Here is a 13,305-nt window from a genome sequence, read left to right as displayed (position 1 = left end):
ACCCGATCGGGCGGGGGGATGCCCGCCTGATCGGGACGCCAGCGGTCAGCCCGCGGGGCGCAGCACCCGGCCGGGGCCGGCGGCGTTGTCGGCCGCGGCCTGGCTGCGCTGGGAGCCGGTGACGCAGACGTCGTCGCCGAGGAACGCCTCGCGCCACACGTAGCCGGCGACGCAGGTGTGCGTACCGTACGGGCCGCTGACCCACCGGCTCGCGGCGACCGCGTTGTCCGCGAGCACCTGGGAGCGGGTCGTGCCGGTCACGCAGACGTAGTCCGACTGGTCGGCGTCGCGCCAGACGTACCCGCTGACGCAGGTGTTCGGGCCGGACACCAGCCGGGCGGGGTTGCGCCGGGACGCGGCGGCGGCGTTGTCCGCGGCGGCCTGGCTGCGCTGGGTGCCGGTGACGCAGACGTCGTCCCCGGCGTACGCCTCGCGCCACACGTAGCCGGCGACGCAGGTGTGCGGACCGTACGGGCCGTTCACCCAGCGGCTCGGCGCGGCGGCGTTGTCCGCCCACACCTGGCTGCGGGTGGCGCCGGTGACGCAGACCAGGTCACCGGGGCGGGCCTCCCGCCAGACGTACCCCTGCAGGCAGCGGTTGACCACGTCGGTCGTCACCGTCACCGACGCGGAGTTGCCGGACACCCAGTTCACGCCGATCTGCACGCCGTTGGCGTTGAGCGACTGGGCCGGCCCGCCGCCTGGCCCGGTGCGCAGCAGGGTGGGGGTGCCGTTGCGGACCTCGTGCAGCAGCACCGTGTCCGCCGGAATGCCGGCGCTCCAGCCGGTCTTCCGACGGAATTCGACGGTGTAGTAGTGGAACAGGTCGGCGGGGTCGAACGGGATCCGGACCAACTGCGGTCCGCTCGCCGCGGGCACCTCCAGCGGCGCCAGGGTGAGGGTGCGCGAGCCCACGCCGTCGGCGGCCATTGTGAACACCCGGTTCTTCGGCAGCCAGCCCAGCTCGTCACGGTGCGGCCCGTTGAGCCCGACCGCGCTGGTGCCGTAGTTCGTGGTGCCGAAGGCGTGGATGTGCATCGCGCTCATCTCGTCCCACGGGTCGTCGTACTCGCCGGGCTGGGACCACGGCGCGTTCTGGTAGGTGGTGTCGTTGGAGAACGAGTGGCCCAGGTTGTAGCCGTGCAGCATCTCGTGCGCGGCGAAGCCGACGTTCCAGGCGCCCGGGTCGAGCAGCACCCGGCCGCCGGCCGCCCCGGAATCCACCCAGTCGTTGAGCATCACTGCGATCCGGTTTCCGGCCGGCACCCCGTAGCCGGCGGTCGCCGCGGTGTCCACGCAGCGCTGGAGCCGGGTCCACCGGTCGATCGACTGGAACTGCGCGAGGGTGTACGGCATGGTGTACCAGCCCCGGACCGCCGAGCCGGCCAGCGAGACGCGCCCGCCGGACTGGTCGGCCAGGTAGTCCGCCACCCCGCCGGTGCCGATGCCGGCGGCGGTGAGGAAGTTGGCGAAGAACGACGGCGCCTTCGGTTCGGCCGGCTTGTCGCTGAACTTGCACAGCAGCACCGACCAGGCGGTCGCGTTGCGGATCGGGCTGGCGGTCGCCGGGGCGGCCGGCAGTGCCACCGTGCCCAGCACGGCGCAGGCGAGCGCCACGGCCGACGCGGCGACCCGCCGGAGGATTCTAGACTTCACGCGTACGCTCCCATCCCTGCGGCCCGCGGAACGCGGGCCCTGCGGTCCACATCGGAGCACTGATCGTGATCGGACCGGCACGTTCAGTCGCGTTGGCGACGGGCCGGAATCCGACTTCGCCGGTCAGCGCGACGTCGGGGGTCGCGGCTAGGCTCGACGGCGTGGTGCACCAACTCGACCGGGCGCAGGCGCGGCGGATCGCCGTCCGGGCCCAGTTGCTCGCCGCCCCGCGGCCGACCGACCTGCTGACCGTGGTTCGTCAGCTGACGCTGTTGCAGATCGACCCGACGGCCGCCGTCGCGCCGAGCGCTGATCTGGTCGCCTGGAGCCGGCTCGGGTCGTCGTACCAGCCGGCCGAGTTGCAGCGGGCGCTGGAGCGGGACCGGTCGCTCTTCGAGCACCAGGCGATGGTGCGGCCGATGGACGATCTGGGGCTCTACCTCGCCGCCATGGCGGCCTCGCCTGGTCACGAGCGCCAGCGCGAGTGGCTGCGCGCCAACGACTCGTTCCGCCGCGACGTGCTCCACCTGCTCGGCCGCTCGGGGCCGCTGCTCTCCCGCGACATCCCGGACACGTGCGTCGTGCCGTGGCCGTCGTCGGGGTGGACCAACAACCGCAACGTCACACAGATGCTGGAGTTCCTGGTCCTGTGCGGGGAGGTCGCGATCGCCGGACGCCAGGGCCGGCAGCGACTGTGGGATGTGGCGGAGCGGGTCTACCCGCCCGGCACGCCTGTGGTCCCGCTGGAGCAGGCGCTCCGGTTGCGCAACGAGCGGCGGCTGCGGGCGTTGGGCATCGCCCGGGAGAGGGCGGTGATCGTCCCCGGCGAGCCGGCGGAAGTCGGCGAAGCCGGTGAGCCGGCGGTTGTCGAGGGCGTTCCGGGGGTCTGGCGGGTGGACCCGGCCGCGCTCGGGCAGCCCTTCACCGGGCGTACGGCGGTGTTGTCGCCCTTCGACCGGCTGGTGCACGACCGGGTCCGCCTCGCCGAGCTGTTCGAGTACGAGTACGTGCTGGAGATGTACAAGCCGAAGGCCAGCCGACGGTGGGGCTACTTCGCGCTGCCGATCCTGCACGGCGACCGGCTGGTCGGAAAGGTCGACGCCACGGCGGACCGCCGGCGCGGTGTCCTCACCGTGCACGCCATCCACGAGGACGTGCCCTTCACCCCCGAGCTGGCCCGGGCCGTGCACGACGAGCTGCACGACCTCGCGTCCTGGCTGAAACTGACCGCCGAAGGCCTCGCTGACAGGTGATCGCCAGGCCCCGTGGCCCCGGCGATCACCCGTCGCGAGCTACGCGATCCGGCGGATCCGGCGGACGGCGAGGTACAGCAGGAGCAGGGCGAGGGCGACGAAGATGCCGGTCTCGATGCCCTGGAACAGCCAGAACCGGTCCGCCGGCTGGTAGAGCTGCCAGTTGTACGCGCCCGGCTCAAGGCCCAACTCCGCCCCGCAGGTCCGACCGTCCGGTCCCTTTCCGCCCGGCGGACACTGGATCCGGGTGTCCTCAGCGATCATCGTCCCGTCCGGGTTCCGGACGCCCTGGGTGAGGATCCAGTCACCCCAGCTGGTCACCGGCGGCCCTTCCGCCTCGATCGGAAAGGTCTTGGTGCGGGCGGGCTGGTAGTGCGGTCGGGCCAGGATCTCCACCGCCGCCCGTACGCCGACGAATCCGGCCAGGGTGATGCCCATGGCGGGCAGCACGCCCTTCCACACGGTGCCGGCGAAGACGCCCAGCGCCACGGCGAACAGGGTGTAGCCGATCGGGACGATGCCCTGCAGATCAAAAACGATCATGCCGAGCCGACCCTCGTGTGTGGCCTGGGTGAGCGGTTCGACCCACCACGAGATGCCCAGTCCGTAGCCGACCGCGAGGACCACCCCGCCAGCGCCGACCAGCCCGAACTTCACCAGCGCCCAGCGGGTCCGGCCGACGCCCTGGGTCCAGACGAAGCGGTGCGTGCCGTGCTCCACCTCCCGGGCGACAAGCGGTGCGCCCCAGAAGAGGCCGACCAGGACCGGCAGGGTGATCAACAGCACGGCCAGCAGGTTGAGGCTGCCGTAGCGGGTGCTGAAGCGGTGGAAGGCCGCGTCGCAGCCCTCCCGGGTCGCGGCGGCCAGGTTCGGGTCACTCAGTTGGCGTACGCACTCCGGCAGGCCGAGGTCGGCGAAGCTGCTCCGCATCGACAGGCCGATCGGCACCATCAGGGCGGCCAGCGCCGCGAACCCCAGCAGGGTGAAGAGCACCTGCTTGCGGTGTTGCCGCCAGGTCAGCCAGATCATGCCGGGACCCCCCATTCGCTGTGCTTGGTCTGTGCGGTGCCCTCGGCCAGGTAGGCCAGGACGACGTCCTCCAGGCCGACCTCGCGCGCTGTCCAGGCGGGATCGGTGACCGGGCCGTCGGTGCGGACCAGCAGCGTGGACTGCCGGTCGGTGTGGCTGGCTCGGACGACGGCGGCGACGCCCCCGATCGGGCCGCCGTCGTGCCGTGGGCCGATCAGCTGCCGGTGCCCGGCCACCAGGTCGTCGACCGCTCCGGCGAGCCGGACCTGGGCGGCGTTGAGCACGATCAGGTAGTCGCAGACCCGTTCCAGGTCGGCCAGCAGGTGCGAGGAGAGCAGGACTGTGGTGCCCGAGTCCGCGACGCTGCCCATCAACGACTGGAGGAACTCCCGCCGGGCGAGCGGGTCGAGGCTGGCGACCGGCTCGTCCAGCAGCAGCAGCCGGGGCTGTTTGGCCAGCGCCAGGGCGAGCGCCACCTGGGCGCGTTGTCCACCGGAGAGCTTCCCGACCGGCCGGTCCGGCGGAATGCCGAGCTGGGCCAGCCGGGTACGGGCCAGCGCCGCGTCCCACCGCCGGTTCAGCTTGCCGCCGGCGACGACCAGCTCGGCGGCGGTGAAGTCCCGGTACAGCGGGGTGTCCTGGGCGACGAACCCGATGTCGGCCAGGCCCTCCGTGTCGCCGTACGGCGATCTGCCGAACACCCGTACCGCGCCCGCGTCGGGCTTGAGCAGCCCGACGGCCAGGTGCAGCAGGGTGCTCTTGCCCGCACCGTTCGGCCCGACCAGCGCGGCGATCCGGCCGGCCGGCAGGTGCAGGGAGCAGTCCCGCAACGCCCAGGTGCTGCCGTACCGCTTGCCCAGCCGGTCGGCTTCCAAGACCACGTCCATCCTCTGTCCTCTCGTTCCGCTCGCGCCACCGCTTCGCGGCTGCGCGAGCGCCCGCTGCTGTACCTGATTGGTTCGCTCGCTGCGCTCGGTCACGCAGGCTCCTTCTCAGCGGCGTCGTCGGCGAGGGTGGCTCGCAGCGTGGTCTCCACCAGGGCGACGACGTCGTCGGCCGTGAGGCCGGCGGCCTGCGCCCGGTGCAGCCACGCGACCAGGTCTTCGCGCAGCTCGGCCTGATTGGGCAGGGACGATCCGGCCAGGGTGCGCTGGACGAACGTGCCCACTCCCGGTCGGCCGCCGACCAGACCCTCGATCTCCAACTCCCGGTACGCCTTCAGCACCGTGTTCGGGTTGATCGCCAGTGACTGGGCGACGTCCCGGACCTTCGGCAACTGGTCACCCGGCACCAGCAGGCCGACTCGCAGCGCCTGTTTCACCTGCTGCACGAGCTGCATGTAGGTGTTCACCTTCGACCGGCTGTCCAGCACAAACTCGATCACTCGAGACGTTCCTCCCTGTTGTCCTACGACAGTAGGACTAATAGACAGCTTCACCGGGAGCCGGACCGCTGTCAAGGGCGGCCCGCAGAGTCGCCCCGAACGGGTGGGTCTCCGGGCTGGGCCGGCGGTGTTGGCACCGGAAGGCCAGCAGGTGGCACCGACGGGTCAACCGGCCGGGAAGGGAACGGGCACGTGATCCGTGTGGATGAGGAGGTGTTCGATGGTCACCAACGAACTGACGACGGCGAGACCGACGCCGCTCCAGGTAGCCCGCGCTCGGGGCCGGCTACGCGGACGGCTCATCCTGCTCGGCCCGGCCTTCGTCGCCGCCGTCGCCTACGTCGATCCCGGCAACTTCGCCACCAACTCCGCCGCCGGCGCCCGCTACGGCTACCTGCTGGTCTGGGTCGTGGTGGTGGCCAACCTCATGGCCATGCTCGTGCAGACGCTCACCGCCAAGCTGGGCCTGGCCACCGGGCGCAGCCTGCCCGAGCTGTGCCGGGAACGCCTGCCGAAGCCGGTGAACCGGGTCATGTGGGTGCAGGCCGAGCTGGTCGCCATGGCCACCGACCTGGCCGAGGTGATCGGCGGCGCCGTCGCCCTGTACCTGCTCTTCGGCATCCCCCTGCTGCCCGGCGGGATCATCATCGGCACCGCCGCGTTCGCCGTGCTGGCCCTGCGCTCGCGTGGATTCCGCGCCTTCGAGATCGCCATCGCCGTGGGGCTCGGCGTCATCGTCCTGGCCTTCGCGGCGAACCTGCTCGCCGCCGGCTCCGACCCGGGCTCCGCCGTGGCCGGCCTGGTGCCCCGGCTCCAGGGCACCGACAGCGTGCTGCTGGCCGCCGGCATCCTCGGCGCCACCGTCATGCCGCACGTCATCTACGTGCACTCCGCGCTCACCCGCGACCGCATCCCCGCCACCGACGACACCGAGCGCCGCACGCTCTTCCGCGGTCAGCGCGCGGACGTGCTGCTCGCGCTGACGGCTGCCGGCGCGGTCAACCTCGCCATGCTGCTGATCGCCGCGGCCAGCTTCCGCGGCGGCGGCCCGGTCGGCGCCGACAGCCTGGAGGGCGTGCACGCCGGCCTCGGCCAGACCATCGGCACCGCCGCGGCGTTCGGCTTCGCCATCGCCCTGCTGGTCTCCGGGCTCGCGTCCACAAGTGTCGGCACCTACGCGGGTGAGGTGATCATGCAGGGTTTCCTGCGCCGCCGGATCCCGCTGCTGCTGCGCCGGCTGGTCACCCTGCTGCCCGCGCTGGCCGTGCTCGCCATAGGCCTCGACCCGACCCAGGCCCTGGTGCTGTCCCAGGTCATCCTCAGCTTCGGCATCCCGTTCGCGCTGATCCCGGTGGTCGCCTTCACCCGCCGCCGTGACCTGATGGGCAACCTGGTCAACCACCCGCTCACCACCGCCACCGCGTCTCTGGTGGCCGCCCTGGTCGTCGCACTCAACGCCTTCCTGCTCTGGCAGGTCGTCGCCGGCTGAGCAGGGGCCGGTGCCGGCCGGAGCGTGTAGGCCGGGCCGGAGCGGGTACCGCGATCGGGCTGGTCCGGGAGCGTGACCGGCGACGAGCCGAGCTGCCGTACTGGGGAAGGGTCCTGCCGTGGGGTCGTACCGGATCGGGTGGACGGGCGGAGGCCGGGTGCGACCGGATCGGGCGACCCGGCGGCCGCTGACCAGGATCGCCACGGCGGGGCTGGCGGCGCACGTCTTTTTCGAGCTGGGCGCCGGTGTCGGCATGCCGGCGGCCTCCGTTCTGGGCCCGATGCCGGCCGCCGGGCTGTGGACCCTGGGCACCGGCACGCTGTGGCGGGCGGCCGGTACCCGCCCGGCGTCCAGCGACCGGATCTTCGCCGTCTGCAACGGCGTCGGGCTGGCCGCGGTGATCGCCCACCTGCGCGGCTGGCCCGGCCGGCGGACCCGCCTCGGCGTGCCCTGGCTGCGCGAGTGCGAGGGGATGGGTCCGGAGTTGATGCGGTACTACAACCCGATCCTGTACGTGTCGGGCGCGGCGGCCCTGGGCGCGCTGCTGCGGGAGAACCGATCGGCGCCGCGCTACCTGCCGCTGCTGGCGCTCGGCCTGGTGCCTCTGCTCATCGTCACGCAGCACGCCGAGCACTGGCGGCTGCGCGAGATCGCCGGTCAGCGGCCGGGCTGGTGGAACCGCAGGCTGCGGGGACTCGGCTGAGCCGCGACCGGACGGCGCTCAACCGGCCGCGGCCGGCCCGGTCACGTCCGCCGGCCCTCGTCCCGGGTGGGAATCGCCTGGCGCTGTTCCAGGGCGTCCGCCGCGTTGGCATCGGCCGGAAGCGACGTCGCCTCCTCGAGCGTGCCCGCCGGTAGCGCGCCCTGCTCGGCCAGGTCGGCCTCGGACGCCTCCGGGTCCACGTCACCCGACATTCGATCCGGCGGTCCCGTGTCGATCGCGTCCTGCCGTTGCTCGAGGGCGTCCGCGTCCGGCGGGGGAATCGGATCACTCTGCTCGTCCCGGTACGTGCTCATCGCCATCTCCTACCCGGCGGGTGTCGACATGCCGCCGGGCCGCTGCCTACCCGTCACCGTCCGATTCACGCCCCATCGCCGTCCCGTGGTGGACACCCCGCGCGCGAGGACCTGGTGCAGGCGGCGCTGGAGCGGCTGATGCGGCACTGGAGTCGGGTGCGCATCGACCGATCCGGTCCTCAGTAGAGGCTCTGGCGGATCAGTCGGCGAGCGTCACCATGGACCGGTCACGGCGGGACTCGGCGGCCAGCCCCAGCGCCAGCAGCGCGCACGCCGCGCCGACCAGGAACAGCAGCGAGGCCGTCGGCTGGCCCAGCCACTCCCACAGCGGGTGCCACGCCGGGTGCGGCTCGCCGAAGTGGTGCCGCAGCAGCAACGGTGCGGAGAGGAGCACCGGCAGCCACCACAGCACAATGGTGACGCCGAACAGTGCTTTCACCATGCCGCTCACCAGGCGTTCCTCGGTGCGTCGGCTGGCCCAACCGAAGACCAGCCAACCGGCGAGCGCGCCCAGCAGCGCGCCGACCAGTCCGGCGGGAACCACCGCAGGCGGCGGCGCGCGGTGCAGCTCGACCGCCAGGTAGGTGGCGTCGGCGGTGCTCTGCGTCGAGATCGAGGCGTTCAGGATGGTGTCGCCGCGCCGGGCGGTCAGGGTGGTGTCGGTGATCAGCAGCGGTGTGGCACACAGCTTGTCCGTGCAGCCGGTGTAACTGGACACCCGTGGGTCGTACATCCGCCAGCCGGCCTCGCGCAGGCGCTGCCGGGCCACCGTGACGATCTGCTCGGCGGGCACGGGTGGAGCACCGAAGGCGGCCGCGCCGGTGGCGCTCTCCTGGTACTCGCCGCCGTCGCCGAGCAGCACGGTCTTGAGGTTGCTCAGGCGCAGCGCGTGCCCGTACACGACGAAGAGCGCGGGTGGGGTGTCGATCTCGCTCAGATCGTGTCCGGGGAAGACCTCGGTCAGGATGGCACCGGCCTCGGCGCGGTCGGGCTGCGGTCGGGAGGTCTCCCAGGCGAGCCGGCTGGCCAGCGCGCCGGCGAAGAGGCCGCAGATCAGCGCGGCCAGCGCGGCCCAGGCGACGACGCTGTAACTGGCGGGGCGGCCGAGCCGGCCGCGCAGCAGCCGCCAGCACCGGCGGGCCAACAGGGCAGCGGTCGGCATGGCCATCCTCGGGGTCCGGGGTCAGGCAGGGCGGGGGGAAACGCAGGTGCCGCAGTCGTGCCTCGGCGGCGGTGGCGAGCTGACACAGCCGGGTGCCGGCACTATAGATAGATCGTTTATGGATGGGCAAGGATGTGGGGGCCATCCCCGCGATAGCCACCACCGGTGGCCGAGATCGGCCAGGATGGGCGAGGCGGCCGGCCACGGCCGTGGCGAGGAGGGCGGGCGATGCGGGTGCGGGCGCGGGTGACCCGAGGGCGGCACGCCCGGGCGGGAACGGCGCTGGCCACCGTGCTCGTCGGGGCCGTGTCGCTGGTGCTGACGCCGGGCGCGGCGCTGGCCGGCGCGCTCGGCCCCGGAACGCCGGTCTGCCAGGTGCACGACGATCGGCTCCGGGAGATCTCCGGGATGGTCGCAACGGACGACGGGTACGTGGTGGTCAACGACGGCGCCGACGACGAGGCCCGCCGCCGGATCTTCTTTCTCGACCGGCGTTGCGCGGTGGTGCGGACGGTCGCCTACCCGTCCCAACCACGCGACACGGAGGACCTGGCCGTCGGCCGGGACGGCACCATCTGGGTCGCCGACATCGGCGACAACGACCGCACGCGGGAGACGATCGCGCTGTGGCGGCTCGCGCCCGACGCGGACCGGCCGGTGCTGCACCGGATGACGTACCCGGACCGCCCGCACGACGCGGAGGCGTTGCTGCTCGACGCGGATGGCCGACCGCTGATCGTGACCAAGGGGGGCAGCGGGACGGTCTTCCTGTACGCGCCGACCAGCGCGCTGCGGCCCTCGGGAACGACGCCGCTGGCCCCGGTCGGTCAGGTGGCCCTGCCGTCCTCCACGACCAGCAACCCGTACTCCTTCCTCGGCCGCGCTGTGGTCACCGGCGCGGCGAGCGCGCCGGACGGGCGTCGGGTGGTGCTGCGCAGCTACGCCGACGCCTTCGAGTACGACGTCCCCGACGGCGACCTGGTTGCCGCGCTGACCAAGGGCGTCCCGCGGGTCACTCCGCTGCCGGACGAGCCCCAGGGCGAGTCGATCACCTACAGCCGGGACGGCCGGTCGCTGCTCACCGTCTCCGAGTCCGCCGGCCAGCCGCAGGGCACGGACCCGGCGATTCTGCGGTATCCGGCCACGACGGGGACGGCCGCCACCCCACGCCCGGTGGAATCCACCACCGCTGGCCCGCTGGTGCCCACCGCGGCCCGCCCGGCGGCGGCGGACGTGGGCGTCCGGGGCGACCGGACCTGGCCGCTGGTGGCCGGCGCCGGGACGCTGCTGGCGCTGGTCGGGCTCGCCGGTGTGCTGTGGCGGCGACACACGGCCCGGCGGTGACGGGATGTCCGTGCTGTCCACGTTGCGCCACCCGATCGTCGCCGCCCCGATGGCCGGCGGCCCGTCCACGCCGGCGCTCGTGTCGGCCGTCTCCGCCGCCGGCGGGTTGGGATTCCTGGCCGCCGGGATGATCGACACCGACCGGCTGGCCGCCGACATCGCCGAGGTCCGCGCCCACACCGACCGGCCGTTCGGTGTCAACGTCTTCCTGCCCGGCTCCGGCACCGTCGACGAGGCGGCCATCCGGGCGTACGCGGACCGGCTCGCCCCGTACGCCGGCCAGCGCGGGGTGACCCTGGGCGAGGCGGTGGGCGGCGACGACGGGTACCCGGACAAGCTGGCCATGCTGCTGGCCGACCCGGTCCCGGTGGTGTCCTTCGTGTTCGGGCTGCCCGACCGGGCCGCGGTGGCCGCGCTGCGGGAGCGGGGCAGCGAGGTGTGGGCCACTGTCACCCGGCCGGACGCCGCCACGGCCGCCGCCGAGCTGGGCGTGGACGCCGTGGTGGTGCAGGGCACCGAGGCCGGTGGACATCGCGGCGGCCTGCCGGACGACGACGACTACGCGCTGCTGCCGCTGCTTCGGCTGGTCGCCGCCGGCTGTGACCTGCCGCTGGTGGCCGCCGGTGGCATCGTCGACGGCCCCGGGGTGGCTGGGGTGCTGGCCGCCGGCGCCGCCGCCGCGCAGCTCGGCACGGCGTTCCTGCGCTGCCCGGAGGCGGGCAGTTCGCCGATGCACCGGTCGGCGGTGGCCAGCTCCGCGCCGACCGCTCTGACCCGGGCGTACACGGGCAAGCGGGCTCGTGGCGTGGTCAACGACTTTCTGCGCCGGCACGACGCGGCGGCGCCGGCCGGCTACCCGCAGGTGCTGCACCTGACCCGCCCGCTGCTCGCCGCCGCCCGGCGCGACGGGGACGCGTCGGTGCCGAACCTGTGGGCCGGGCAGGCGCACCCCCTGGCCCGGGACCTGCCGGCGGCCGAGTTGGTCGTCGAGGTCAGCGCCGGCGCCCGGACCGCGTTGGCGGCGGCGGCCGAGCGGGCGACCCACTGGGGTTGACCGGACGGACGCCCGGCCCGGGCGGGCCGGACGGGGCTGAGGCGAAAGCCGTAGAGTCTCGCCGTGATCGAGATCGGCGCGCAGGTCGACCTGTCCCACCCGCCGGACCGGGTGTGGCTCGCATTGACGGACCGGGAGCTGCTCGGCCGGTGGTTCGCCGAGGCCGACGTGGCGGACGTCCCGGACCGGTTGGTGCTGCACACGGCCGGGCTGCCCGGCTTCGACGCCAACGTCGAGGTCGAGGTGACCGAGCGGCGGGTGCCGGAGCTGCTCACGATGCGCTGCGACGAGGCCGGCCGGCTCACCGAGGTGACCTGCGTCGTCACCGCCACGAAGCAGGGCTGCCGGCTGGCAATCCGCGAGGTGACGACGCACGGCACCTGGTCCGCCGAGCAGCACGATCCACGCGAGCAGCAGCTCCGGCAGGCGCTGACCGTGCGCCTGCCGGCCATTCTCGACTGGCTCGCCTTCCAACAGGTCGACCTGCGGCGCGGTGACGCCGGAATGACGGCCGAACTCCCGACGATCGGCGCGCTCGGCGAGGGTCCCGCCCGGGCCCGCCGCCGTCGCCGCATGGTGGTCGCGGTGCTGGCCGGCGCCGTACTGGTCGCGGGGCTGGCGGCGTGGGTCATCTTGCCGGGCGAGCCGGACAGCGCCGCCGCCCCGCCCCCGGCGGCACCGTCGCCGGCGCCCTCGTCGTCGTCCGTGGCGGCCGTCGCGCCCACCGGCACACCGAGGGCGACGCCGTCGGGGCGCCCCTCGCGGACCGCCGCGTCGGCGACCGCCCGCCCGAGCCGCACGCCGACGGCGAAACCGTCGCCCAGCCTCGCCTCAGTCCCGGCACCACCGCCGCTGACCGCCAACTACCGCACCGACTCCAGCCGGTTGTTCGGCTACACGGGCGAGGTGGTGGTCGCCAACCCGGGCGGCGCACCGGTGGCGGACTGGGTCGTGGTGGTCACCCTCGCCGAGGGCAGCACCTTCGACGACGTGGACGGCGCCGACGTGGAGCGGGATGGGCGGACGCTCACCTTCACCGGGTCGGCAGTGCCGGCCGGCGGGTCGAAGACGTTCCACTTCGACGTCCGCGACGGCCGGCCCAATGCCAGGGAGCCGGAGGGCTGCACGGTGGGCGGCAACCCGTGCGCGGGCGTGTGAACGCGGGCCGCGACGGGCGGCCCGAGCGCGGCGAGGGTCGTCGTGCCGCGTCCACAGGTTCTCGCCGTTGTCCGGCGGCGGCCCGACCCGGAGGCATGCGGGCGGGCGGTCGTCCCTAGGCTGGCGGCATGGCACTGCTGCACCGGGCGACTCTGCGCCCCTCGAAGCTCGACCTGCTGGCGACCTGGCTGCCCGCTCGACAGTGGTACCGGGGGCCGGCCGGCGCCGACCTGGTGACCCGGGGCGCCTACCGCTTCGACGACCCGGCCGGCGCGGTCGGCATCGAGACGATCCTGGTCGGCGCCGCCGACGGGCCGGTCCACCAGGTCCCGCTCACCTACCGCGCCGCGCCGCTCGACGGCGCCGACGACTGGCTCGTCGGCACCACCGAGCACTCGGTGCTCGGTCCGCGCTGGGTGTACGACGGCTGCGCGGACCCGGTGTACGCGGCGGCGCTGGCCGACGCGATCCTCGCCGGCACCGGTCAGGCGGACCAGTACTTCGAGGTCGACGGCCGACGCGAGCTGCGTGAGCCGAACATGACGATCGTCGCCAGCGGTGCCGCGCCGCTCCCGGTCGACGCCCCGGGACCGGTGGTCGACGAGGAGGCCACGCTCATCGTCACCGACTCGGTCGAGTTGGTCGTCGTACGCCGACCCGGCGCGGCCGATGCCGCCGGGGCGGTCCTCAGTGGCAGCTGGAACGGCCAGCCGACGACCGTGCCGCTGGCGTACGCCCGGGCGCGCTGACGCCACGGCG

The 13,305-nt window shown here is 73.8% G+C and carries 13 protein-coding genes; 7 read left to right on the top strand and 6 right to left on the bottom strand.

From position 1 onward, the window contains the following. Nucleotides 1–45: 45 nt before the first annotated feature. Complete coding sequence (locus GA0070607_RS03505; protein WP_157743079.1) at nucleotides 46–1,656, bottom strand: hypothetical protein; 1,611 nt, start codon at nucleotides 1,654–1,656, stop codon at nucleotides 46–48. Between the two features lie 161 nt (nucleotides 1,657–1,817). Between GA0070607_RS03505 and GA0070607_RS03500 the strand changes: the two genes are divergently transcribed. Then, on the top strand, nucleotides 1,818–2,909 hold the full coding sequence (locus GA0070607_RS03500; protein WP_197701232.1) for a DNA glycosylase AlkZ-like family protein: 1,092 nt from the start codon (nucleotides 1,818–1,820) through the stop codon (nucleotides 2,907–2,909). Between the two features lie 39 nt (nucleotides 2,910–2,948). Here GA0070607_RS03500 and GA0070607_RS03495 read toward each other — a convergent pair whose 3' ends face one another. The 3 genes from GA0070607_RS03495 to GA0070607_RS03485 all read right to left on the bottom strand — a co-directional run bounded on the left by GA0070607_RS03495 (nucleotide 2,949) and on the right by GA0070607_RS03485 (nucleotide 5,322). Beyond that, the gene (locus GA0070607_RS03495; RefSeq protein ID WP_089021628.1) at nucleotides 2,949–3,938 is read right to left on the bottom strand and encodes an ABC transporter permease; all 990 of its coding nucleotides are present in this window, start codon (nucleotides 3,936–3,938) and stop codon (nucleotides 2,949–2,951) included. Further along, the gene (locus tag GA0070607_RS03490; protein ID WP_089016872.1) at nucleotides 3,935–4,825 is read right to left on the bottom strand and encodes an ABC transporter ATP-binding protein; all 891 of its coding nucleotides are present in this window, start codon (nucleotides 4,823–4,825) and stop codon (nucleotides 3,935–3,937) included. Before GA0070607_RS03490 ends, GA0070607_RS03495 begins: the two co-directional genes overlap by 4 nt. Before the next feature lie 89 nt (nucleotides 4,826–4,914). After that, nucleotides 4,915–5,322, bottom strand: coding sequence for a GntR family transcriptional regulator (locus GA0070607_RS03485; protein ID WP_089016871.1), 408 nt, complete (start codon nucleotides 5,320–5,322; stop codon nucleotides 4,915–4,917). Nucleotides 5,323–5,542: 220 nt separating this feature from the next. Here GA0070607_RS03485 and GA0070607_RS03480 point away from each other — a divergent pair, with 220 nt between their 5' ends. Both GA0070607_RS03480 and GA0070607_RS03475 read left to right on the top strand, forming a co-directional pair. After that, nucleotides 5,543–6,811 (top strand): Nramp family divalent metal transporter, encoded by a 1,269-nt coding sequence (locus GA0070607_RS03480; protein ID WP_089016870.1) that lies wholly within the window; start codon nucleotides 5,543–5,545, stop codon nucleotides 6,809–6,811. Between the two features lie 157 nt (nucleotides 6,812–6,968). Next, complete coding sequence (locus GA0070607_RS03475) at nucleotides 6,969–7,514, top strand: hypothetical protein (protein ID WP_157743078.1); 546 nt, start codon at nucleotides 6,969–6,971, stop codon at nucleotides 7,512–7,514. Nucleotides 7,515–7,555: 41 nt separating this feature from the next. On the opposite strand, the gene GA0070607_RS03470 is transcribed toward GA0070607_RS03475, so the two are convergent. Both GA0070607_RS03470 and GA0070607_RS03465 read right to left on the bottom strand, forming a co-directional pair. Next, nucleotides 7,556–7,828, bottom strand: a complete 273-nt coding sequence (locus GA0070607_RS03470; RefSeq protein ID WP_089016868.1) for a hypothetical protein — start codon at nucleotides 7,826–7,828, stop codon at nucleotides 7,556–7,558. A gap of 199 nt (nucleotides 7,829–8,027) precedes the next feature. Continuing rightward, complete coding sequence (locus GA0070607_RS03465; RefSeq protein ID WP_089016867.1) at nucleotides 8,028–8,990, bottom strand: hypothetical protein; 963 nt, start codon at nucleotides 8,988–8,990, stop codon at nucleotides 8,028–8,030. A gap of 228 nt (nucleotides 8,991–9,218) precedes the next feature. Here GA0070607_RS03465 and GA0070607_RS03460 point away from each other — a divergent pair, with 228 nt between their 5' ends. The 4 genes from GA0070607_RS03460 to GA0070607_RS03445 all read left to right on the top strand — a co-directional run bounded on the left by GA0070607_RS03460 (nucleotide 9,219) and on the right by GA0070607_RS03445 (nucleotide 13,295). After that, nucleotides 9,219–10,334, top strand: a complete 1,116-nt coding sequence (locus tag GA0070607_RS03460) for an SMP-30/gluconolactonase/LRE family protein (protein ID WP_231930804.1) — start codon at nucleotides 9,219–9,221, stop codon at nucleotides 10,332–10,334. Nucleotides 10,335–10,338: 4 nt separating this feature from the next. Beyond that, entirely contained in the window at nucleotides 10,339–11,388 is a 1,050-nt protein-coding gene (locus tag GA0070607_RS03455; protein WP_089021626.1) for an NAD(P)H-dependent flavin oxidoreductase, read from the top strand. A gap of 63 nt (nucleotides 11,389–11,451) precedes the next feature. Continuing rightward, on the top strand, nucleotides 11,452–12,546 hold the full coding sequence (locus GA0070607_RS03450) for a cellulose binding domain-containing protein (RefSeq protein WP_089016866.1): 1,095 nt from the start codon (nucleotides 11,452–11,454) through the stop codon (nucleotides 12,544–12,546). Between the two features lie 128 nt (nucleotides 12,547–12,674). Then, nucleotides 12,675–13,295: a CG0192-related protein gene (locus GA0070607_RS03445; protein WP_089016865.1), complete on the top strand. Its 621-nt coding sequence runs from the start codon at nucleotides 12,675–12,677 to the stop codon at nucleotides 13,293–13,295. Nucleotides 13,296–13,305 lie beyond the last annotated feature (10 nt).

The sequence above is a fragment of the Micromonospora coriariae genome (genome assembly GCF_900091455.1).
Classification (GTDB): domain Bacteria; phylum Actinomycetota; class Actinomycetes; order Mycobacteriales; family Micromonosporaceae; genus Micromonospora; species Micromonospora coriariae.
This window is presented reverse-complemented; position numbering and strand designations above follow the sequence as displayed.